Below are 21,517 nucleotides of genomic sequence, written 5' to 3' on the forward strand. Positions count from 1 at the left end.
CAGCCCGGCCGTGACCGAGAGGTGTAACAGTGACGTCCGCAGATTCCGCCTGGGGCATCGGCCTGGCTACGGTCACCGCAGACGAGCAGGTGCTCGACACCTGGTACCCGACCGGCAAGCTGGGCCTGGGCGAGCTGCCGCTGGTAGCCGGCGAGGACAAGGCGGACGTGCTCGACCTGCCGCCGGCCGCGCTCGGTGACCGGCCCCTGCCTGGTCTGCGTACCGTGCAGGTCGTGACCGTGATCGGCTCGTTGGATGACCCGATCAAGGACGCCTCCGACGCGTACCTCCGGTTGCACCTGCTCTCGCACCGCCTGGTGCGACCCAACCAGCTCAACCTGGACGGCATCTTCGGCAAGCTGGCCAACGTGGCCTGGACGTCCGCCGGGCCGTGCCCCCCGGAGCGGGTGGACGAGCTGCGGGTGATCGAGCGGGCTGCCGGCCGGCACCTGGCGGTGTACGGGGTCGACAAGTTCCCGCGGATGACCGACTACGTGGTGCCCTCCGGTGTGCGGATCGCCGACGCCGACCGGGTCCGTCTCGGCGCGCACCTGGCCGCCGGCACCACTGTGATGCACGAGGGCTTCGTGAACTTCAACGCCGGCACCGTCGGCACCTCGATGGTCGAGGGGCGGATCGTGCAGGGCGTGCTGGTCGGCGACGGTTCCGACATCGGTGGCGGGGCCTCCATCATGGGCACCCTCTCCGGCGGCGGCACCGACAAGATCAGCATCGGTGAGCGCAGCCTGGTCGGCGCGAACGCCGGCGTCGGGATCTCGCTCGGCGACGACTGCGTGGTCGAGGCCGGCTGCTACATCACCGCCGCGTCGAAGATCACGCTCCCTGACGGCCGGGTGGTCAAGGCCCGGGAGCTGTCCGGCGTCGACGGTCTGCTGTTCTGGCGCAACTCGGTCACCGGTGGGCTGGAGGCCCGGCCGCGCACCGGCCGGGGCATCGAGCTGAACGCCGCCCTGCACGCCAACGACTGACGGCCCCGCCGGGTCCGCGGCGCTCGGCCGCGGACCCGGACGGGGTACGCCTCAGCGCAGCCGGTACGCCTGGATGATCCGTTGGGTCACCGTGTTGCCGGCGGTGTCCCGGGCGGTGGCCCGCAGCGACACGTGGCCGGCGCCGGCCGGATGCCGCAACAGGGCCGACCAGCCCTCGGTCGAGGTGCGGACCAGCTTCGCCCTGCTCCAGGTCTTCCCGCCGTCGTAGGAGACGTCGACGGTGAGCTTCTCCACCCGGTTGGCCGCTGCGCCGGGCTGCCGCTGCACCCGTACCGGCACGACGAGGCCCTGACCGGCCGGAGCACTGTTGTCGACCCGCAGCGGCGGCGCGAAGCGCACCGTCGACAGGGGTAGTCGGGCCGGCGTCTCACCGGCGACGTGCCTCGACCGGAAGGTCCAGCTGGATTCCACATCGGTGCTCAGGTCGGTGAAGCTCCGCTTCGCCGACGTGACGAGCCGGTAGTCCGCAGCACCCGGTGGCACTGTGAACTCCCCGTAGCCGGCGTACTCGCTCTCCCCGACCAGCTTGCCGTTGCGCCAGAGCTTGGTGTGCTCACTGTCGGTCAGCGAGGCGCCGGGGTGCCCGGCCGCGTCGCTGTACATCGGCACGTCGGCCAGGATGGTGTCGCCGACCCGGGAGACGCTCTGGTGCGGCCAGCGCGGTTTCGGGAAGGACGGTGAGTACGGCGCCTGGTTCCAGATCTCCTGGACCGTCCGGCCGGCCCGGTAGGCGGTGGGGACGGAGAAGAGCGCCGCGTTCGGGTTCAACCAGCCTTCCTCGTCCACCGTTCCGATGTAGATTTCGGATTCCCACTTCACGTTCCTGGTGTTGTAGTGCTCGACCCGCTGGCCGGGCACGACGGTGGGCAGGACCACAGCGGAATAGCCGACGTTGTACTCCAGCTCGGGGAACACGAGCCGCTCGGCCACCGTGCCCGGCTGGCCACCGCGGAACTGGTGCACGACGGTGGCCAGGTCCCGCCGGGTGTAGTCGCGGACGAACCCGGTGGGCATCCGGCCAGGGATCGCCTCGGCCAACGCGTACAGGTACGGGCTCTTGTCCGCCTCCGGCGTGGTCCAGTTGCTGCTGACGGTTGCGACGAACTTATCGGCGCTGACCGGCTTGCCGATCTGACCGCTGGTCAGGCCGGTGAACGTCTCCGCCCAGAGCCCGACCCCGTACCCACTGCCGTCGTCGGCGGTGAAGTTGCCGCTGAGGTCGATCAGTTGCGGGACGGCGGTCCGGTCCGGAACGGTCGTCCGCACCGGCCTGGCCCGACGGGCGTCCACGACGATCCGGGTGTCCCGCTCGACGGTCACCTCGGGCTGCATCAACAGGGACATCCCGCGCTGCTCGTCCTCCGGACCGGGCTCGAAGACGAGGCCACTCAGGCCGTAGTGCCCCTTGGGCATCCGCACGGTGGCCACCCCGTCGGAACTGACGACGTCCCAGAAGCCGAAGGTGTCCAATCCGACCAGTGACGTCCAGTGGTCCGCTGTGCGCGCTCCGGCGCGGTTCAGGTGCTCCACCGTGAGCGTGTAGCTCTCCACCTCCCGGTTCACGGCCAGCGGGGTGACAGCTACCGCAGCACCGGACCGGGCCACGATCCGCCCGGTCCAGTAGCCGTCGGCGTCGCCGACCCGGGTGTCAGTGGTGACGGTCGTGGCGGCCGTGCCACCTGCCGGCACTGTGAGTTGGTCGGCGCCCAACTGGAAGAGGCCAACCGGCAGCGCCCGACCGCCGGGGCCGGCGCCCTCGATGCTCAGGTCCACGGTGACCGGGGCCGGACCGTCGTTGCGCCAGGTCACCGTGCGGGTGATCGGAACGTCGTCAGTGTGCGGCCAGAGTGTGCGCCCGAACGAGACGCTCACCGGGTCGGAGGTGAGCTGCTGGGTGATGGCGTGTGCGACGTCGACCCGCCCGGCACCCTGCTGGTAGGCGGTCTGGTCCGGGTGCGGCTTGGCGGCTGCCATCAGGGTGGCCTTGAGCCGGTCAGCGCGCCATCCGGGGTGCTGCTGGGCCAGCAGCGCGGCCGACCCGGCCACGTGCGGGGTGGCCATCGAGGTGCCGGAAAGCGTGACGTAGCGGTCCCCCACCGGATCACCGATGACGCCGTTGGCGGACCGGGCGGCGACGATGTCGACGCCGGGCGCGGTGATGTCCGGCTTCAGCGCGTCGTCGCCGACTCGCGGGCCCCGGCTGGAAAAGTCGGCCAGTTCGTCGTCGCGGTCCACCGCGCCCACCGCGAGCCCGGCGTCGGCGCTGGCCGGGGAGCCGACCGAGCCGTCCGAGCCGTCGTTGCCGGCGGCGAGGACGAACAGCGTGCCGGTCTGCGCGGTCAGGGTCTGCACCGCCTCCTCCAGCGGGTCGACCTCCGGGGTGTCCCAGCCGCCGAGGCTCATGTTGATCACTGCGGCCTTCTTCTCGACCGCGGCCCACTGCATGCCGGCGAGGATCGCCGAGTCGGGGCAGCCGTTGTCCTCGCAGACCTTGCCGTCCAGCAGCGTCGCGTCCGGTGCCACGCCCCGGTACTTACCGTCGGAGGCCGCGCCGGAGCCCGCGATCGTCGAGGCCACGTGGGTGCCGTGGCCGACAGTGTCGCGAGCGTCGGTGGCCTCCGTGAAGTTGCGCGCCTCGGCCACCTTGCCGGCCAGGTCCGGGTGGGTCGCGTCGACGCCGGTGTCCAGCACCGCGACGGACACTCCGGCGCCGGTGAAGCCGGCCGCCCAGGCGGCGGGCGCGCCGATCTGCGGCACGCTGTGGTCGAGGCTCACCTGTCGACGCCCGTCCAGCCAGATCCGCTCGACGCCCCCCGCCGCGTCGAGCCGGGCCCCAGTTCGACCGGTGGCGAGAGTCGCCCACACCGCGCCGAGGGAGGACTTGTCGCTGTTCAGGGCGGCACCGCGGATCACCGGCAGGTCGCGGGTCAGCCGAGTGCCGGGCAGGGCGGCCGGGGCACGCCGGGCGGTCCCCGTCGAGCCGTACGACACCAGCAGCGGCAGGGTGCTGCGCCTGGTGTCGTCGTAACCCGCCTCGACCAGCCCGGTGATGTCGAAGAGTCGCCGGTCCACCCGGCCGGAGCGCAGCAACGGCAGCGCGTCCGTCGGCGTCACGGTGAGGCGTCCGCGCTCGCGCTGGACCAGGAACTGCACGTCCTCGCGGCCGGCGCCGCGCCGGACCGAGGCACCGGACGCGGTGACTGTGACGCGGTCACCGGTGATCAGCGTGACGGTGGTCGAGCGGTTGGCGATGGGTCCACCCGGAGTGGACTGTTTGTCGGTGCCGCCCGGTGGGGCGGGCGCGGCGGTCGTGGCTGAGGCGGGAGCCGGCGCGGAGAGCGCCAGCGCGAACACGAGGCCGAGAGCGGCCAATCTTCTTCCCTGGTGCAACGGATCCTCCTGGTCAAGCGTCTTGATGGATGGAGTCACATTGACAACCCAGAATTGCATACCGAGTATGCAAAAAGAAGGCCAGAAAGTGACGGACCCGCCACGAGCCGACGAACCGGCCGGCATGATCGGGCGGTGACCTCCATGAAGGACAGGATGCTCGCCGGCGAGCCATACATCGCCGACGATCCCGAAATCATCGCCGATCTGGACCGGGCCGCCCGGCTGATGGAGCGCTTCAACACCACTCCCGCGGCCGATCCGCAGGCGCGGATCGCGGCACTGCGTGAACTCCTCGGCGAACTCGGCGAGGACACCTGGATCCGCCCACCGTTCTACTGCGACTACGGCTGGCAGATCCGGATCGGCCCCCGCAGCTTCGTCAACTACAACGCGGTCTTCCTCGACGTCGCTCCGATCACCCTCGGCGCGGACGTCCAGGTCGGCCCCAACGTGCAGCTGCTCACCCCGACGCATCCGGTCGAGCCCGGCCCGCGACGGGACAAGTGGGAGGCGGCCAAGCCGATCACCATCGGCGACAACGTGTGGCTCGGCGGTGGCGCGATAGTCCTGGCCGGCGTGACGATCGGCGCGGACACCGTCGTCGGCGCGGGCGCGGTGGTCACCCGGGACCTGCCCGCCAACGTGGTGGCCGTCGGCAACCCGGCCCGGCCGGTCCGCGAACTCGGCTAGACGGTCGGTGGATCTGACAGGCGGACGACCAGGTCAGCCCGGTCGGCGGTGGGGGTGATCAAGGCGGCGTTCGACTCGTCGCTGCCCAGCGCCCACGCCCGCGCCTGCTCCGGAGACCGACCGAACGCCTCGTGCCGGGCGGTCAGCCGGCGGTGCCGCACCTCGGCGTCCAGGTCGAGAAACCATGCCTCGTGCAGCAGTGGTCGGATCTCCTGCCAGGGGAAATCCGGCAACAGCAGATAGTTGCCCTCGGTCACCACCAGCCGGACCGACGGCAGCACCTCGATCGCGCCGGCCACCGGCTCCTCCAGCTCCCGGCGGAACTCCGGCGCGTAGACCGACGTCGGCTCCAACCGGCGGAGCCGGCGCAGCAACGAGACGTACCCGTTGGCGTCGAAGGTGTCCACAGCGCCCTTGCGGTCGGCGCGGCCCAGGCGAACCAGTTGCGTCTGCGCCAGGTGGAAACCGTCCATCGGCACCAGGCAGGCTGCCGGCCCGATCTCGGCGACGATCCGTTCCGCCAGGGTGGACTTCCCGGCGCCCGGCGCGCCGGCGATGCCAAGCAGCTGTCGCGGGCCGGCCTCGACGAGCGTCAACGCCCGCGCCACCAACTCGTCGGCGGACAGCACCCGGGCCGGCGGCATCAGCCCAGAACCGGGTCGCTGATGGTGAACCGCGCCTGCACCGCCGCCTGCACGGTCTGCGGCTGCGGGTCCAGCTCAAGCTCCGGCGGGCCACCACCCGCACCACCGCCGCCGGCGAACGCCGCGCGGGCGAACATCGGCCGATCGACGGGCCCCGCGTCGGCCAGCTCGATCAGCGACGTGACCTGGGCACCGAGCGCCTCCGCGTACTCCCGGGCCCGCAGCAGCGCGTCGCTGATCGCGGCGTGCCGAGCCGCACGGTGGGCGGGGCTGTCCGGACGAAGCTCCCACCACGGGCCGGCCACCTCGACCTGGTCCTGGTCGGCCAGCCGCAGCATCAGCTCACCAAGGGCTGTGAAGTCGGTGACGGTGACGGTCGTGGTGACACTGCCGTGCCAGGCGACCACCCGCTCGCCCGAGCGCCGCGTCTCCGGCCGCACCCGCAGGTCGCCCGTCTCCCGCCGCGCCACCATCGGCCCGGAGCCGTCCAACAGCACCCGAACGGCGGCGGCCCGCTCCGCCAACCGGGTGAGCGTCGCCTCCCGGTCCCGGTCACGCGCCGTCGCGGTGACCGCGAACCGGGCCAGCTCGGGCGGCACCTCCCGGTACGCCTCGCCGCGCACCTGCACCACCGGACCGTCCGTCGCCATGCCCCTCAGCCTAGTCAGCGACGGGGCGCCGCGCCGCGTAGGAGACGGTGTCCGCGTCGACGTGCAGGCCGGCCAGGTAGCCGCCGGCCACCCCCAGCTCGCGCAACCAGGACACCTCTGCGGCGTGGTCACCACCGGCCGGGAACTGTCTGTCGTCCACGTCGAACCGCCTGTCGCGCAGCGCCACCCGGGAGGCCCGCGCCTCGTCGTAGCGTGCGGTCAGCGCCGGGGCGTCATCGGCGCGCAGCGCGGTGGTCAGGTCGTCCAGGAACGCGGTGACCTCGGCCAGCTCACGCAGCACCCGGTCCCGGTTGCCGAGCAGCATGTTGGCGGTCCGATCGGCCGGGGTTCCGGCGACCCGGGTGCCGTCGGAGAAGCTGCCGGCGGCGAGCGCGAGGATCGCGTCGCGCAGCGGCGCGCGTTGCACGGCGCCGGCCAGCGCGCCGGCGAGCAGGTGCGGCACGTGTGACGCGAGCGCGGCGGCCGAGTCGTGCTCCGTGGCGGACATCGGCACCACCCGGGCCTCGAAGACCTCCACCAGCAGCTCGGCCAGCCAACGGAACGCGGTGGTGGCCGGGCCGGGCGCCGGACAGAGCACCCAGGCCGCGCCGGTGAGCAGGTCCGGGCGCGCGGCCGTCAAGCCCGCCCGGTCGGTGCCCGCCATCGGGTGGCCGGGCACGAACCGGTGCGTCAGCCCGTGCGCGGCGGCGAACGCCGCCACCTGTTCCTTGGTGCTACCGACGTCGGTGAGCACACAACGCTCACCGGTCATCGCCGCCACCTCGACCAGCGTCGCTGGCAGGGTGGGCAACGGTCCGCACAGGAAGACCACGTCCCGGTCGGTCACCGCCTCGACCAGGCGGTCCGGCGTGGGTACGCCCACCCGACGGGTCTCCCGCCGGGTGGCCTCGTCCGGGTCCCACCCGACCACGTCGATGCCGGCGGCGACCATCCGGAGCAGCACCGAGCCACCGATCAGGCCGGTGCCGACGACTGCCGCCCGTATCCGCGCACCTGGCCTGTCCACCATGCTCGACCGCCCGGCGCCGCGATCAGGCGAGGCGCGCCGCGACGCCGGCGATGTGCTCGTCGGACTCGGTCAGCGCGACCCGGACATGCTGCCCGGCCGTCGGGCCGTAGAAGACGCCGGCGGCGACCAGGATGCCGCGTCGGGCCAGCCAGTCGACCGTCTGCCAGCAGTCCTCACCCCTGGTCAGCCAGAGGTAGAGGCCCGCCTCGGAGTGCTCGACGGTGAACCCGGCACCGGTGAACGCCGCGGCGAGCACCTCCCGCCGGGCCCGGTAACGCTCCCGCTGCTCCTCGGCGTGTCGCTCGTCCTCCAGCGCGGCGACCATGGCCGCCTGCACCGGCGCGGGCACGATCATGCCGGCGTGCTTGCGGACCTTGAGCAGCTCGGCGACGAGCGCCGGGTCGCCGGCCACGAACCCGGCCCGGTAGCCGGCGAGGTTGGACCGCTTGGAGAGCGAGTGCACGGCCAGCACCCCGGCGTAGCTGCCCCCGCTGACCTGCGGAGACAACACCGAGACCGGGTCGGCCGACCAGCCCAGGGGCAGGTAGCACTCGTCGCTCGCGACCACCGCGCCACGTTCGCGGGCCCAGTCGACCACTTTGCGCAGGTGCGCCGCGGGCAGCACCCGGCCGGTCGGGTTGCCGGGCGAGTTGACCCAGACCAGGCGAACCCGCGAGGTCGGCCCGACCGCCGTGAGCGAGTCGGCACGGACGACTGTGGCACCGGCCAGCCGGGCGCCATCCTCGTAGGTGGGGTACGCGACCGACGGCACCACCACCACGTCACCCGGGCCGATGCCGAGCAGCGTGGGCAGCCAGGCCACCAGCTCCTTCGAGCCGATGGTCGGCAGCACACCGAGACCGTCGACGCCGGCGCCGCAGGCCCGGGACACCCACGCCGCGATGGCGGCCCGCAACGCCGGGGTGCCGGCGGTCAGCGGGTAACCGGGAGCGTCGGACGCGTCAGCCAACGCCCGCCGGATCACCTCGGGCACCGGGTCGACCGGCGTACCCATGGAGAGGTTGATCAGGCCCTCCGGATGCGCCGCGGCCAACGTGGCCGCGGCGTCCAGGGTGTCCCAGGTGAACTCGGGCAGCCGCGACGAGACCGGCGCGGGCCGGTTCAGTGGCCCTCGCCGCGCGGCGGCTGCGCGGCGACGAAGGTGGCGTCCTTCTCCACCTTGCCGACCTTCGAGGCGCCACCGGGCGAGCCCAGGTCCTCGAAGAACTCGTAGTTCGCGCCGGTGTAGTCCTTCCACTGCTCCGGGACGTCGTCCTCGTAGAAGATCGCCTCTACAGGGCAGACGGGCTCACAGGCACCACAGTCGACGCACTCGTCGGGGTGGATGTAGAGCATCCGATTGCCCTCGTAAATGCAGTCGACCGGGCACTCCTCGATGCATGCCTTGTCGAGCACATCTACGCACGGCTCGGCGATGATGTAGGTCACCGGTCTTCTCCTCCGCAAGACTCGCCGCGATCTCCCGCGACGGTAAGAGCCTAGTATCTCGCCGGGGAGGGGGTCGATCGTGCTCCGACAGCAGGATGTGGGACACCGAATCGTGGTCCGCCGGATTGTGGGGATTCGCGAGGGCCGCCCGCTATTTTCCGATGCCCTCGGCGAGCTGGTCGAGCTGAGCGAGACTCATCTCACGCTGGCCACCGCGCAGGGGCCGCTTCGGGTCCCGGTGGCGCAGGTCCACCGCGCCAAGCGCGTTCCGCCGACCCGTCGGCCGACCGCTGCGGCCGTCGTGGCCCTGGAGCGGGCCGCCGACGAGGCCTGGCCCGCACCAACGCGGGGCCGACTGGGTGACTGGCTGCTCCGGTCGGCCGAGGGCTGGACCGGGCGCGCCAACTCGGCGCTGCCGATCGGCGACCCGGACCGACCACTGGCCGCCGCGGTCGACGCGGTGGAGCGCTGGTACGCCGAGCGAGGGCAACCCGCCTTGATCAACACGCCGCTGCCCCTCGCCGCTCCGGTCGGTGCCGAACTGGACGACCGCGGCTGGGGCACCCGCCCGCCGACGCTGGTGCAGACCGCGCCGCTGCCCCTGCCGGCGTCGACGCCCGCCAGCGGCCAGGCCGACGGGTGGGGCAGTGCGGTCGTCGAGCTGGCCACCGCGCCCAGCGACGAATGGCTGGCCATCGCCGCCGGCCGCAAGGGCGGCCTGCCGGACGCCGCCCGACACGTCCTCACCGCCGTGGGCCAGGTCCGCTTCGCCCACGTGTACGCCGACAACGCCCTGGTGGCCGTCGGCCGCGGCACCGTGACCGGCCAGGGGCGCTGGTTGGGCCTCAGCCTGATCGAGGTGGTACCGGCGGCCCGCCGTCAGGGATTGGCCCGCCGCGTGATCCACGAGCTGGCCAACTGGGGCGTGTCAGCTGGCGCGACGCACGCGTTCCTCCAGGTCGAGCAGCGCAACGCGGCGGCGGTCGCGCTCTACCAGCGGCTCGGCTTCGTCACCCACCACACCTACCTGACCCGGGTCGCCCCGAACTGACTCGCGAGGCGCGCGTCGAGCGCCGCCGGGCCCGGCGGCGGCCCGGCACGGCGGCGGCCCGGCGCTTGATCCACTCGGCTTTCAGGAAGTCGCGGCATCCGGACGCCCGGAACCCCCCGACTTCAAGGAAGCCGAGTCGATCAAGCTGCGTTCGGGCGGCCCAGACGGGCGGCCGCAACGTCGGGACGGCCGAGCCGGGCGGTGTCAGCGGCGGACGACCCGGCGGGGCTTCGCGGCCTTGACCTCGGCGTACCGCTTGAGCTGCTGAGAGCGGTAGTCCCGGCCGAGCGCGGTGAGCACCAGATAGCCGATCAGCAACCCGGCGCCGCTGGCGAGCAGGTAGAGCCAGATCTGCGCGAAGAACGTCGCCGCGCCGCCGGCGAACGGGTCGTGACCGACCAGCAGGGGCCCGACCAGCACAGTCAGCAGCAACGCCACCGGCACCACGAGGGCCATGTCGGCAGCCCAGCCCGCCAGCGGTCGGCGACGACCCCAACGGAAGGCGACCACGGCGAGGATCAGGCCGATCACCGTGAACATCGCCAGCGACACCCGGTCGGCGGCGGTGTCGTCACCGTCGAAGCCGAGCCGGATGATCAATCGGGCGACCACGTTGACCGCGAACAGCGCTGCAACGAGCACCCCGAGGTCACGCCACCGCTTGTTCATCGCCGGACCCTCCTGCCGTACGCCCCGTCGCGGGGTTCGCATCCCTGGCAGGAATATCTACCACCCTTACCTGGGAGCCGTCATCACCCGACAGCGGCCGGAATCAGCCCGGCGTCAGCCGCCCAGCATGGTCGGCTGTGGGGCGAGGATCTGCCGGAAGCCCATCACCGCGAAGGTCATCGCGCCGGCCACGATCATGGCCAGCCCGACCCAGTTGTCGCCGGCCAGCAACAGGTCGCCCTCGTTGGTTCGGATGGCGGCGACCGCCATCAGCGCGAACCACGGCACCGCCGGCAGCGCCACCGCCCAGCGACGGCCGACCGCCTCGTACGCGAACCAACTCAGCAGGATGTTGGCGCCGATGGCGAGGAGCACCGACACGCCGACCAGTTGCCCGCCGACGCGGAGCGTGGCGAGCAGCAGCTCCAGTACGCCGGTCAGCACACCAGCGATGACCACGACGATCCCACCGACCACCCGGACGCCCAGGTCCAGCAGGCGCGGCGGTGGCCCCGCCGGGGGCGGGGCTTCCTGGTCCTCCACGACCGTCATCGGTGCGGCCGGCAGGGTCACCGGGAACCCGCCGCCGCGACCGGGGACCGGTCCGGGGCGGTTCCCGCGGGCAGGCCGGCGAAGAGGTCGTCCTCCCAGCCGTACGGCCCGGCACCCGGGCCCTTCTCACCCAGCGCGAGGGTGAAGAACTCCACGCCCATGAACTCGCCACCGAAGTTGCCGGCGATCGAGTAGAGCCACGAGTTGGCCGGGATCTGGGTGGCGTGCGCCCGCATCGCGGCCTCCTTGGCCGTGTGCTGGTCGGTGCCGTCGATCCGGGCGCCGATCTGGGCGTCCGGGGTGCCGAAGGGCAGGTCGGCGATGTCCTCGATGCCGCCGAACGGGTTGTCGGACGACTCGGCGAAATGCGTCATGCCGGCCTCCAGGACGCTGAGCGGCAGGGCCGTCCAGTAGACCTTGAGCGGGGCGCAGCCCTCCTCCGCGGCCAGCTCGACGGCGCGCATGGCCACCCGGTGCGCCTGGATGTGGTCGGGGTGGCCGTAGAAGCCGTTCGGGTCGTACGTGACGAGCACCTGCGGGCGTACCTCGCGCAGGATCTCCACGAGGTGCCCGGCGGCCTCGTCGAGGTCGGCCTGCCAGAACGCCCGGGGGTGCTCGTTCGTCGCGAGCCCCATCATCCCGGAGTCACGGTAGCGGCCGGCGCCGCCGAGGAAACGGTGGTCGCTGACGCCGAGCGCGGCGCACGCGGCGGCCAGCTCGGCCACCCGGTACCCGCCGAGCTGGTCTGCCTCGGCGGCGGCGAGCTGCGCCAGCGCTGGCACGTGGATCTCGCCCTCCTCGCCGAGCGTGCAGGTCACCAGCGTGACGTGCGCGCCGTCGGCGGCGTAGTGGGCCATCGTCGAGCCGGTGCCGATCGACTCGTCGTCGGGGTGCGCGTGGACCAGCAGCAGGCGGCGGTCGGGCAGCATCGTCACGACGGTCACTCTAACTGGCGGTTCGGCCCAGCCAACGCTGACGCGTCCGCCCAGGTCGGCCACATCACCCCCGCTCCGGCTCTACGATTTGGCGTGTGGACTTTCCGGAGCTGGCCGCCCGCACCCGCCGGTTCAGCCACGGCGCGCCACGCGCTGTCTCGGTGGCTGAGGACGGCTCCCGGGTGATCTTCCTGCGTTCCGCCGGCCCCGAGGATCCGGCGGACGCACTCTGGCTGTTGGACGTGGGCACCGGCGAGGAGCGGCTGGTCGCCGACCCGGCGACCCTGCTGGGCGAGGGCGGGGACGTCCGCTCCCTCTCCCCCGGCGAACGCGCGCTCCGCGAGCGGCTGCGGCTCAGCGCCGCCGGCATCGGCTCGTACGCGTTGGACGCGGCCGGCCGGGTTGCGGTGTTCGCGCTGGCCGGGCGGTTGTTCCGGGCCGATCTGGTGCACGGCGACGTGGTGGAGGTGGTGACCGCCGGCCCGGTGCTGGACCCACGTCCGGACCCGAGCGGGCAGCGGCTGGCATACGTGACGGACGCCGCCGAAGGGGTGCGTCGGGGTGAACTGCGGGTGATCGACCCCGACGGCACCGACACCCTGCTGGCCGGCGAGGACGCCGGGGTGAGCTGGGGGTTGGCCGAGCACATCGCGGCGGAGGAGTTCGGCCGGTTCCGGGGGTACTGGTGGTCGCCGGACAGCCGTTCGGTGCTCGCCGCCCGGGTCGACGAGTCCCGCCTGGAGCGGTGGCACCTGCACGACCCGGCCGAGCCGGCGAGCCCGCCGACCGCCATCGCGTACCCCCGGGCCGGTGGGCCGAACGCGGAGGTCAGCCTGCACCTGCTGGACCTGGACGACGGCTGGGTCGACGTGCACTGGGACCGGGAGACCTACCCATACCTGACCGGGGTGAGCTGGGGCGAGGGCACTCCGTTGATCACCGTGCTGCGCCGTTCGCAGCAGCACGGGCTGGTGCTGGCGGTCGACCCGCGCACCGGTGAGACGCAGGTGCACGCCGAGCTGGCCGATCCTCGCTGGGTCGAACCGATCGCCGGCACCCCCGCGCACCTGCCGGATGGCCGCGTACTGGTCGGTGGGGAACTTGCCCACGACGGGTACGACGCCCGATGCCTGTTCGCGGACGGCACCCTGCTCACCCCGCCGTCGCTGTACGTACGACGGGTGGTGGGTCGGCTGCCGGCCGCCACCGGCCCGGCCGACCTGCTCGTGGAGGCGAGCGACGGCGAGCCGAGCGAGCGGCACCTGTTCCGGGTCCGCACCACCATCGGCGGTGGCGTGGACGCGCGTCGGCTCACCACCGACTCCGGCTGGTACACCGCCGCTGTGGGCGGGGACGTGCTGGCCGTCGGGGTCGCGTCGCTGGATCACGCAGGGGTGCGCTGGACGGTGCGTCGCGGCGATCAGGAGATCGCCGAGTTGCGCTCGTTCGCCGCCGCCCCGCCGTATTCTCCGCTGCCGCTGCTCGAACGGGTGACCGACCGGCGGCTGCCGGCGGCGGTGCTCTACCCGGACAACCACGTGACGGGCCGGCGGCTGCCGGTGCTGTTGGACATCTACGGCGGCCCGGGGCACCAGGAGGTCGTGGCGGCGCGGGCCGCGTGGTTGGAGCGGCAGTGGTGGGCCGACGCCGGGTTCGCGGTGGTCACCATCGACAACCGGGGTACGCCGGGCGTGGCCCCGTCGTTCGAGAAGGCGATCCACCGGCGGGTCGCCGACGTGATCCTGACCGACCAGATCGACGCGCTCACCGCGCTCGCCGGCAAGCACCCGGACCTGGACCTGGGACGGGTGGGGGTGCGCGGTTGGTCGTTCGGCGGGTGGCTGGCCGGCCTGGCGGTGCTGCGGCACCCGGAGCTGTTCCGGTGCGGGATCGCGGGTGCCCCGGTGACCGACTGGGCGCTGTACGACACCGCGTACACCGAGCGTTATCTGGGGTTGCCGGAAGACGGCCAGGACATCTACGCGCACCATTCGCTGGTCGAGTTGGCCGCCGAGCCGGTCACCAGCCCGGAGCAGGCCCGCCCGTTGCTGCTGGTGCACGGCATGGCCGACGACAACGTGGTGGCCGCGCACACCCTCCGGCTCTCGGCCGCCCTGTTGAGCACCGGCCGACCGCACGCCGTGCTGCCGCTGACCGGCGCTACGCACATGGCCGCGAACGGCACCGCCGAGCGGCTACTCCCCCTGGAGCTGGAGTTCCTCCGCACCCACCTGCTGTGAGCAGCGTTCTGTCACGGGATGCTGCCCGGGACGGCGCTCCGGCGTCCGGACGGTGACAATGCAGCGGTGTCGGATCACACGAAGCCGCTCGGCTACCGCCTCATCACCGGGCCCGATGATGCCCAGTTCTGCGCCCGCGTCAGCGCGCTTCTCGACAAGGGCTATCAGCTGTACGGGTCACCGGCGCTGACCTTCGACGGCGAACGCGTCATCGCCGCGCAGGCGTTGGTGCTGTCCCGCCCTGTCGACTCCGGGGCAAGCGCCGGGTAGAGACGACCCCACCGGACCGATGTCAGGCGACGCCGTGGGCATGGGCGTGAATCTTGGACAGTTTCCGTCATTATGGAACGGAAACTGTCCAAGATCTCTTGTTCGCACAGCGGCAAAGCCGGCGGTGATCTTGGCGGTCCGCACCAGGCAGCTCCGGGCGGAAACATCGCGGCGGTTTCGGACGCAATCGGCGTCGCGGGATCTCAGGGGCGTGCGTCGTATCGGGTCCGGGCTTCGAAGACGCGGTCCATGTGCGACTCGGCCCAGTCCTTGATCGCGATCATGACCGGGAACAGTTCGTGGCCGAGCGGGGTGAGCTCGTAGTCGACACGGACCGGCACCGAGGCGGTGACGGTGCGGGTGACCAGTCCGTCGCGCTCCAGGGTGCGCAGGGTCTGGGTGAGCATCTTCTGGCTGACGCCGGCGATGCGCTGAGCGAGCTCGCCGTGCCGCTGCGGGCCGTTGACGAGCGCTGGGATCACCAGGGCGACCCACTTGTCGGTGAGTCTGCTCAGCAGCTCACGGGTCGGGCACTGGTCAAGGAACGCGTCGTAGTCACGTTTCGCCTGTTCACGGCGTTTCGCTGCGGTCGACGTCGCCATCTTTCCTCCTTTGGTGCCCTAGGCACTTTAAGGTACCTACTTTCTCACAGTGCCGATGCTTCGTACGGTCGTGGTGAGAACGAAGTCCCACGAAGGAGACGGCGATGCGCGCAGTCAGCTATGCACAGTTCGGAGGACCGGAGGTCCTGCACGTGGCCGAGATGCCGGTGCCCGAGCCCGCGCCGGGGCAGGTACGGGTGCGGGTCGCGGCGTCGGTCGTCCATCCGGTCGATCTGATGGTCCGCTCCGGTCGGTTTCCGGCCCCGTTGCCGACCGGCCTGCCGTACACGCCCGGTTGGGACGTTGCCGGCAGCGTCGACGCGGTCGGCCCATCGGTCGACGAGTACGCGATCGGCGACGAGGTCATCGGCTTCTCGCCATGGCTGCAAACCACTGCCGGCGCCCACGCTGAATACGTGGTCCTCGACGCCGCCTGGCTGACCTCCGCGCCCGCCGGTGTCCCCGCCACCGAGGCGGCGACCCTGCCGACCAATGGCCTCGCCGCCGCCCAGGCACTCGACCTGCTCGCGCTCCCCACGGGTTCAACAGTGCTCGTCACCGGCGCCGCCGGACAGGTCGGTGGGTTCGTTCTGGCGCTCGCCCGGTCGACCGGTCTGCACGCCACAGGACTCGCCGGGGCGAACGACCGCGAGTTCGTCGAGTCGCTGGGTGCGGCGTTCCTGTCCCGCACCGACGACCCGACGGGCACGTTCGACGCGGTCATCGACCTGGCGGTGATCGGCTCCTCGCTGCTGGACCTCGTTCGGGACGGCGGCGGCTACGTGGCCGCGTCACCCCCGCTCCGCCCGGAGCCGGTACGCGGAATCCGGACCTTCGCGCTGGAGGTGCTACCGGACGGAACCCGGCTCGGCGAACTGGTCAAACTCGTCATCAGCGGCGACATCCCGCTCCGGGTCGCTGACGTGTACCCCTTCGCCGACGCGGCGAGCGCCCACGAGCGGCTGGCCCAGGGCGGCGTGCGCGGCGGCGTGGTGATCGTCCCCTGATCCGGGCGAAAGCTCGGCTGTCACGCCCGAGGACCCAGCGGGGATCGCCGGTGTGCAGCGCTGCGGTGAACTGGTCCTTCTCCGCTGCGGTTAGTACCGCCGTGGACCGCTCGGCAGCGGCGAAGTCCAGGCGGTCGGGCGCGAACACCAGGTAGGCCTCTCACAAGGTGGTGCGGATAACCGCACCCGTACCGTTCGGGCCACCCGGATGTCCCTGCCGCCGCCGGCGCCGAGGCTGGAGCGCATGGACAACGTGGTGGAACTTGACGGGGTGACCCGCATCTACGGCTCGCGCCGCCGGCCGGTCGCCGCTCTTCGCAGCGCCTCACTCGCGGTGGCGGCCGGCACGTTCGTGGCGGTGATGGGCGCGACCGGGTCGGGCAAGAGCACCCTGCTTCAGTGCGCGGCCGGGCTGGACCGGCCGACGTCGGGGCGGGTCCGGCTGGTCGGCCGCGACGTCACTCGGATGCGCGAAGGTGCGCTGACCCGGCTGCGGCGCGACCGGGTGGGTTTCGTGTTCCAGTCTTACAACTTGCTGTCGGAACTGACGGTGCGGCAGAACGTGCTGCTGCCCCGTCGACTGGGTGGTCCGCGCCCGCGCCCGCTCGACGAGGTGCTGGCCGAGGTCGGGCTGTCCGGGCTGGCTGGCAGGTCGGTTGGTGAGTTGTCCGGTGGCCAGCGTCAGCGGGTCGCCATTGCCCGTGCGTTGGCTGGCCGTCCCGCCGTGGTCTTCGCTGATGAGCCAACCGGGGCGTTGGACCCGACCACCGGTGCGCAGGTTCTGCAGTTGTTTCGGAGCGGGGTGGACCGCTCCCGGGTGACGGTGGTGATGGTCACCCACGACCCGATGGCTGCGGCCTGGAGCGACCGGCTCATCCTGCTGCGCGACGGTGAGGTGGTGGCGGACGGCCCGACGCCCGATCCGACAACCATCACGGAGCGGTTGGCCCGCACGGTGACTGACCCGGCGGTGGCCCGGTGAACGCGGGGCTGACCAGGCAGGCGCTGCGCAAGCAGCCGTGGGCATTCGCTGGCCCGTTCATCACGCAGTGCCTGGCCGCCGCGCTGGCGTCCGGAGCGCTCGGCGCCACCTCCTCGCTGTCCGGCGCGCGGTTGGACCCGGCCGCCCGCCAGGCGTTGACGGAGAGCAGCATCCCCGAGATGGCCACGCTTTTCGTGGTGATGTCGGTGTACCTGACCGCATTGATCGTTGGGCTGACCATGACGTCGTCGATCGCCCGGCAGGGCCGGGACATCGCGCTGGTGCGGGCGGTCGGTGCCACTCCCGGGCGGGTGCGCCGCGCGGTGGCGGCCCAGGCCGCTGCGGTGGCGGTGCCGGCGGTCCTGCTCGGGGTGCCACTCGGTGCCCTACTCGCCCGCGCCTGGTTGGCGGGGCTCACCGGGCACGGGGTGATCCCACAGGGCGTGACGTTCCACAGTTCGACCGCGGCGCTGCCCGCCGCGTTGGGCATCACCGTCGGGGCGTCGATGCTCGGTGCGCTGGTCGCCGCGATTCGTCCCGCACGGGTACGCCCCGCCGCCGCGCTGACCGAGACGGCCGTTCCGCGGCGGCAGCTCAGCTTTGTGCGTACCGCGATCGGGGTGGTACTCGTGGCTGGCGGCGTACTGCTGTCGATCCAGATCGCGAACGGCGACCCGGCGAAGGCCGGCGAGTCGAGCTTCCTCACGATGCTGGCCTTGTGCGTCGGGGCCGGTTTCCTCGGTCCGGTCCTGCTGCGGATGGCCGCCCCGCTGGCGCGATTGTTCGGGGGCACCGGGGCGCTGGCTGCGGACAACCTCGCGGTGCGGTCCAAGGCGCTGTCCGGCGCGCTGGTACCACTGGTGCTCGCCATCGCGTTCGCCATGGTGAAGGTGCTCACGCACACCACGTCCGAACATGTGAACGCCGCCCCCGAATCGGCGGCACGAGTGTGGACGGAGTACTCCGGGACTGCCGTCTATGTGGCCTTCGCCGCGGTCGCAGCGGTGAACACGTTGGTGACCGTGCTGCTGGCCCGGCGCCGGGAGCTTGCGGTGACCCGGCTGGTCGGCGCGAGCAGGATGAGGGTGCTGGCCGTGGTCGTCTGCGAAGCCCTGATGGTGACCCTGACCGCTCTGGCGATGGGTACGGTGGTCGCGATGGTCACCCTGGTGCCGATGCTGCACGGCATGCTGGGCACGTGGATGCCGTACCTGCCGAGCGGGCAGCTGACCGTCGGCCTGGCCGCGGTGATCGGTCTGGTCCTGCTGGGCACCGTGGTGCCGGCGCTGGTCGCGATGCGCCGCCCGGCGGTGGAGTCGCTGGCGGTCGACGCGTGAGATCGGTCGTCGCCACGGTCCTGCGCGCGCCGGTGGCCGGCCGTACCTGGCGTGAGGTCGGATACGCGGTCACCGGCGCCGTACTGGCCGTGCCGACGTTCGCGCTGGCACTGCTGGGGTTGGTGTTCTCCGCGCTGTCGCTGCTGACGATCGGGCTACCGCTGCTGACCGGTGTGCTGGTGCTGGTCCGGCTGACAGTGCGGTACTTCCGTGGACCGGCCCAGCTCTTCCTCGGCTGGAGTTGGCCGAACCCGCCACCGCTGCGACGCCGCGGGTCGGGCCCGGTGCGCTGGGCGGCTGCGGTGCTGACAGACGCCAGCGGTTGGAGGGCCCTCGGGTACTGCTTAGCCCGGCTGCCGCTGATGACCGCGGCCACCTACCTCGGCGGGGTCCTCATCGTGGGAGGGCTGCTGGGGCTCGCGTACCCCGTGTGGATGCACCGGTTCCCGCAGGATCCGCCGTGGGGCGGCACCTGGGGTCTGGCCGCACAGGGGTTGGCCGCGCTGCTGGCGTTTCCGTGGTATTTCCGGCTCATCGTGTGGTTGGACCGGCGGTTGGTGGGGGCGCTGCTGGAGCCGGGCCCGGAGCGAGCCCGGATAGCTGCGCTGGAGGCCAGCCGGGCCGCGTTGCGGGCGGATGCGGCCGCACTCCTGCGGCGGGTGGAGCGGGACCTGCACGACGGAACGCAGGCCCGGCTGGTCGCGTTGGGCGTCGCGCTGTCGCGCATCGAGCGGCGAGTCGGCGAGCCGGAGCTGCGGGCGATGGTGACGCAGGCCCAGGGCGCGGTGGTGGAGGCACTGACCGAGCTGCGGGACATCGTGCGGGGCATTCACCCGCCCGCGTTGGATTCCGGCCTGAGCACCGCGATCGAGACCCTGGCCGCACGCAGCGCGGTGCCCGTCGACGTGCACGTGGACCTGCCCCAGCGACCAACACCCGAAATGGAGTCGGCGCTCTATTTCAGCGCCGCGGAACTGCTCACCAACGTGGCGAAGCACGCCGCTGCCAGCCGGATCCGGCTGGACCTTCGCGCCCTGGACGGCACGCTGCGCCTGACCGTCACCGACGACGGGCGCGGCGGGGCAAGGCCTGGAAGCAAGGGTACGGGTCTGGCAGGGCTGGTCCGGCGGGCCGAGTCGCTGGACGGTGCGCTGCGGGTGGACAGCCCGCCCGGCGGACCGACGACCATCACAGTGGAGCTGCCATGCGAGTTGTGATCGCTGAGGACAACCCGTTGCTGCGCGACGGGATCAGGTTGCTGCTGACCGATCACGGAATCACCGTCGTGTCGACTGTCGACAACGGCGACGACCTGCTGGCGGCGGTCGGCGAGCACCGGCCGGAGACGGCGGTGGTCGACGTGCGGATGCCGCCGACCTTCACCGATGAAGGCTTGCGGGCGGCGCTGGCGATCCGGGCGGCGTACCCGGAGACCGGTGTGCTGGTCTTCTCCCAGTGGGTGGAGACCCGGTACGCGCGGCAACTGATCGCCGAGCACCCCGGGCGGGTCGGATACCTGTTGAAGGACCGCATCGTCAGCACCGACGACTTCATCGACGCGCTGCGAAGGGTGGCCGCCGGCGGGACAGCGCTGGACCCGGAGGTGGTGCGGCAGTTGCTGGCGGCGCCGGCGGTGGACGCGGGCGTCGCCCGCCTCAGCGAGCGGGAACGAGAGGTTCTGGGGATGCTGGCCGAGGGCAGGTCCAACGCTGCCATCTGCGAGGCGCTCCACCTCGCCCCACGCAGCGTGGAGAAGCACGTGACAGCCATCTTCACCAAGCTGGACCTGCCCCAGGCGCGGACCGACCACCGACGAGTGCTCGCCGTGCTGCGCTACCTGAACGCGGGGCGCTGAGCCGGTGGGACGCTAGGAGACCGAGGGTGGCCAGCGGTGTCCGCGCCACTCGTGCCATGTCGCGAAACCAGCAGGTGGGTCGTCGACAGGCTCACTGCCGTCCAGCTCGCCGGGCGTCGGGATGTCGATGCCGGCAGCCCATTCGGCGAGTTCCGCATCGGACATCGGCCATGTGGTGTGCGGCGCTTCGGCCTGCCGCCGATCCAGTCGCCGGCGCTGCTCGACTGGACTGACTTCGAAGTAGCGCAGCTCCACAAGCGCGCCCAGGTCTGCTGCCGCCTGGCGTAGGGCGGAGCGCTCGTCCCGGCTCCAGAGGCCAAAGTCGATCACCACATTGTTGCCGAGTTCGAGCGCCCGCAGCCCGATCTCGATGAGTCGTCCCTCGATCACGTCCTGAGCCGACGACGGATTCTCAGGCCCGTAGAGAGCCTTCACCCATTCGTCCTTCGTGAGACGAAGTGCCGCCGACTCGATCTCGATGCGCCGAGCGGCGGTGGTCTTCCCGGTGCACGGCAGCCCTACCGTCAGGAACAGTGTTGGTCGCGTCATCGACGCCCCCTTCCGTGCGAACGCCCATCGCCGGCCTTCTCGACTCGGCCACCGCTCCGGCTCTCCGGGACGCTATGGGACCGGCGGTGCCGGCCGCGCCGCGTCATACGCCCGTACGGCAGTGGACGAGACGGCGGCCAGGTGCGGACGGGGCGGCAGCCAGACGGTCTGGATGCCGAGCTGCTCGTTCATCGCGGCGAGCTGGTACTCGTAGCGAAGGTCCGCGGCGGTGCGCACGCCGCGAACGATGACCGTGGCACCTCGACGCGCGCAGTAGGCAGCGGTCAGCCCGGTCCAGGTGTCCACCTCGACATTGCCCCACGCCGCCGGCATGGCGTCGCGTACGCGGGCCGCCCTGGCCGTGGCCTCGGCGGTTGGTTGCTTGTCGGCGTTCACCGCCAGCAACACGATGACCAGGTCGAACATCATCCGGGCACGCGCCACCAGGTCGCCGTGGCCGGGGGTGAACGGATCGAATGTGCCGGGGTAGACCGCCAGCGAATCGCGCACCGGCAGCACCGGCACAGCCGTCACCGCGACTCCAACCGCATGGCCCCGATCATCCCAGCCTTCGAATCTGGACTCACCCTGCTCGGCGATCT

At 72.0% G+C, this 21,517-nt stretch carries 22 protein-coding genes; 10 read left to right on the forward strand and 12 right to left on the reverse strand.

Annotation, left to right across the window (positions count from 1 at the left end; genetic code table 11):
* Nucleotides 1-29 precede the first annotated feature (29 nt).
* Entirely contained in the window at nt 30-989 is a 960-nt protein-coding gene (dapD, locus tag AB0B68_RS22950) for a 2,3,4,5-tetrahydropyridine-2,6-dicarboxylate N-succinyltransferase (RefSeq protein WP_112675716.1), read from the forward strand.
* A 51-nt stretch (nt 990-1,040) separates the two neighbouring features.
* Here the strand turns inward: dapD and AB0B68_RS22955 are convergent, their stop codons facing one another.
* Nucleotides 1,041-4,460, reverse strand: a complete 3,420-nt coding sequence (locus tag AB0B68_RS22955; RefSeq protein ID WP_357262567.1) for a S8 family serine peptidase — start codon at nt 4,458-4,460, stop codon at nt 1,041-1,043.
* A 75-nt stretch (nt 4,461-4,535) separates the two neighbouring features.
* Here AB0B68_RS22955 and AB0B68_RS22960 point away from each other — a divergent pair, with 75 nt between their 5' ends.
* On the forward strand, nt 4,536-5,093 hold the full coding sequence (locus AB0B68_RS22960; protein ID WP_357223445.1) for a sugar O-acetyltransferase: 558 nt from the start codon (nt 4,536-4,538) through the stop codon (nt 5,091-5,093).
* Here the strand turns inward: AB0B68_RS22960 and AB0B68_RS22965 are convergent.
* From AB0B68_RS22965 to fdxA, 5 genes are read right to left on the reverse strand one after another with little or no spacing between them, the layout of a single operon-like run.
* Nucleotides 5,090-5,737 (reverse strand): nucleoside/nucleotide kinase family protein, encoded by a 648-nt coding sequence (locus AB0B68_RS22965; protein WP_357262570.1) that lies wholly within the window; start codon nt 5,735-5,737, stop codon nt 5,090-5,092. The two genes, AB0B68_RS22960 and AB0B68_RS22965, sit on opposite strands and share 4 nt — an antisense overlap.
* Nucleotides 5,737-6,387 (reverse strand): SIMPL domain-containing protein, encoded by a 651-nt coding sequence (locus AB0B68_RS22970; protein ID WP_357262573.1) that lies wholly within the window; start codon nt 6,385-6,387, stop codon nt 5,737-5,739. Before AB0B68_RS22970 ends, AB0B68_RS22965 begins: the two co-directional genes overlap by 1 nt.
* Nucleotides 6,388-6,397: 10 nt before the next feature.
* Nucleotides 6,398-7,417 (reverse strand): prephenate dehydrogenase/arogenate dehydrogenase family protein, encoded by a 1,020-nt coding sequence (locus AB0B68_RS22975; protein WP_357262576.1) that lies wholly within the window; start codon nt 7,415-7,417, stop codon nt 6,398-6,400.
* Between the two features lie 22 nt (nt 7,418-7,439).
* Nucleotides 7,440-8,543 (reverse strand): succinyldiaminopimelate transaminase, encoded by a 1,104-nt coding sequence (gene dapC / locus AB0B68_RS22980; protein WP_357262665.1) that lies wholly within the window; start codon nt 8,541-8,543, stop codon nt 7,440-7,442.
* A complete protein-coding gene (gene fdxA / locus AB0B68_RS22985) occupies nt 8,540-8,866 on the reverse strand; it encodes a ferredoxin (RefSeq protein ID WP_030490464.1) in 327 nt (108 codons plus the stop codon). The genes dapC and fdxA overlap by 4 nt, the downstream gene beginning before the upstream one ends.
* Before the next feature lie 79 nt (nt 8,867-8,945).
* Here fdxA and AB0B68_RS22990 point away from each other — a divergent pair, with 79 nt between their 5' ends.
* Nucleotides 8,946-9,917 carry a GNAT family N-acetyltransferase gene (locus AB0B68_RS22990; protein WP_357262579.1) on the forward strand — a complete coding sequence of 324 codons (972 nt, stop codon included), beginning with the start codon at nt 8,946-8,948 and terminating at the stop codon, nt 9,915-9,917.
* A gap of 204 nt (nt 9,918-10,121) precedes the next feature.
* Here AB0B68_RS22990 and AB0B68_RS22995 read toward each other — a convergent pair whose 3' ends face one another.
* The 3 genes from AB0B68_RS22995 to mshB form a co-directional block, all read right to left on the reverse strand.
* Nucleotides 10,122-10,586 (reverse strand): hypothetical protein, encoded by a 465-nt coding sequence (locus AB0B68_RS22995; RefSeq protein ID WP_357199767.1) that lies wholly within the window; start codon nt 10,584-10,586, stop codon nt 10,122-10,124.
* Between the two features lie 114 nt (nt 10,587-10,700).
* Nucleotides 10,701-11,138 (reverse strand): hypothetical protein, encoded by a 438-nt coding sequence (locus tag AB0B68_RS23000; RefSeq protein WP_357199833.1) that lies wholly within the window; start codon nt 11,136-11,138, stop codon nt 10,701-10,703.
* 17 nt (nt 11,139-11,155) lie between these two features.
* Nucleotides 11,156-12,082, reverse strand: a complete 927-nt coding sequence (gene mshB, locus AB0B68_RS23005) for an N-acetyl-1-D-myo-inositol-2-amino-2-deoxy-alpha-D-glucopyranoside deacetylase (protein WP_357262582.1) — start codon at nt 12,080-12,082, stop codon at nt 11,156-11,158.
* 86 nt (nt 12,083-12,168) lie between these two features.
* On the opposite strand from mshB, the gene AB0B68_RS23010 reads away from it, so the two are divergent.
* Both AB0B68_RS23010 and AB0B68_RS23015 read left to right on the forward strand, forming a co-directional pair.
* The gene (locus AB0B68_RS23010; protein WP_357262585.1) at nt 12,169-14,313 is read left to right on the forward strand and encodes a prolyl oligopeptidase family serine peptidase; all 2,145 of its coding nucleotides are present in this window, start codon (nt 12,169-12,171) and stop codon (nt 14,311-14,313) included.
* 66 nt (nt 14,314-14,379) lie between these two features.
* Nucleotides 14,380-14,583 (forward strand): DUF1737 domain-containing protein, encoded by a 204-nt coding sequence (locus tag AB0B68_RS23015; protein ID WP_357262588.1) that lies wholly within the window; start codon nt 14,380-14,382, stop codon nt 14,581-14,583.
* Nucleotides 14,584-14,786: 203 nt separating this feature from the next.
* Here AB0B68_RS23015 and AB0B68_RS23020 read toward each other — a convergent pair whose 3' ends face one another.
* The gene (locus AB0B68_RS23020) at nt 14,787-15,185 is read right to left on the reverse strand and encodes a helix-turn-helix domain-containing protein (protein WP_357199779.1); all 399 of its coding nucleotides are present in this window, start codon (nt 15,183-15,185) and stop codon (nt 14,787-14,789) included.
* Nucleotides 15,186-15,289: 104 nt separating this feature from the next.
* Here AB0B68_RS23020 and AB0B68_RS23025 point away from each other — a divergent pair, with 104 nt between their 5' ends.
* The 5 genes from AB0B68_RS23025 to AB0B68_RS23045 all read left to right on the forward strand — a co-directional run bounded on the left by AB0B68_RS23025 (nt 15,290) and on the right by AB0B68_RS23045 (nt 20,366).
* A complete protein-coding gene (locus AB0B68_RS23025) occupies nt 15,290-16,192 on the forward strand; it encodes an NADP-dependent oxidoreductase (RefSeq protein ID WP_357199782.1) in 903 nt (300 codons plus the stop codon).
* A gap of 244 nt (nt 16,193-16,436) precedes the next feature.
* On the forward strand, nt 16,437-17,174 hold the full coding sequence (locus tag AB0B68_RS23030) for an ABC transporter ATP-binding protein (protein WP_357199785.1): 738 nt from the start codon (nt 16,437-16,439) through the stop codon (nt 17,172-17,174).
* The gene (locus tag AB0B68_RS23035; protein ID WP_357199788.1) at nt 17,171-18,511 is read left to right on the forward strand and encodes an FtsX-like permease family protein; all 1,341 of its coding nucleotides are present in this window, start codon (nt 17,171-17,173) and stop codon (nt 18,509-18,511) included. The genes AB0B68_RS23030 and AB0B68_RS23035 overlap by 4 nt, the downstream gene beginning before the upstream one ends.
* Entirely contained in the window at nt 18,508-19,728 is a 1,221-nt protein-coding gene (locus AB0B68_RS23040) for a sensor domain-containing protein (RefSeq protein ID WP_357199791.1), read from the forward strand. Before AB0B68_RS23035 ends, AB0B68_RS23040 begins: the two co-directional genes overlap by 4 nt.
* Entirely contained in the window at nt 19,716-20,366 is a 651-nt protein-coding gene (locus AB0B68_RS23045; protein WP_357262591.1) for a response regulator transcription factor, read from the forward strand. The genes AB0B68_RS23040 and AB0B68_RS23045 overlap by 13 nt, the downstream gene beginning before the upstream one ends.
* Before the next feature lie 12 nt (nt 20,367-20,378).
* Here the strand turns inward: AB0B68_RS23045 and AB0B68_RS23050 are convergent, their stop codons facing one another.
* Nucleotides 20,379-20,915 (reverse strand): ATP-binding protein, encoded by a 537-nt coding sequence (locus tag AB0B68_RS23050; RefSeq protein ID WP_357262594.1) that lies wholly within the window; start codon nt 20,913-20,915, stop codon nt 20,379-20,381.
* Nucleotides 20,916-20,987: 72 nt separating this feature from the next.
* The gene (coaD, locus tag AB0B68_RS23055) at nt 20,988-21,449 is read right to left on the reverse strand and encodes a pantetheine-phosphate adenylyltransferase (RefSeq protein WP_357199800.1); all 462 of its coding nucleotides are present in this window, start codon (nt 21,447-21,449) and stop codon (nt 20,988-20,990) included.
* Nucleotides 21,450-21,517: the final 68 nt, after the last annotated feature.

The sequence above is a fragment of the Micromonospora sp. NPDC049049 genome, assembly GCF_040649115.1.
Classification (GTDB): domain Bacteria; phylum Actinomycetota; class Actinomycetes; order Mycobacteriales; family Micromonosporaceae; genus Micromonospora.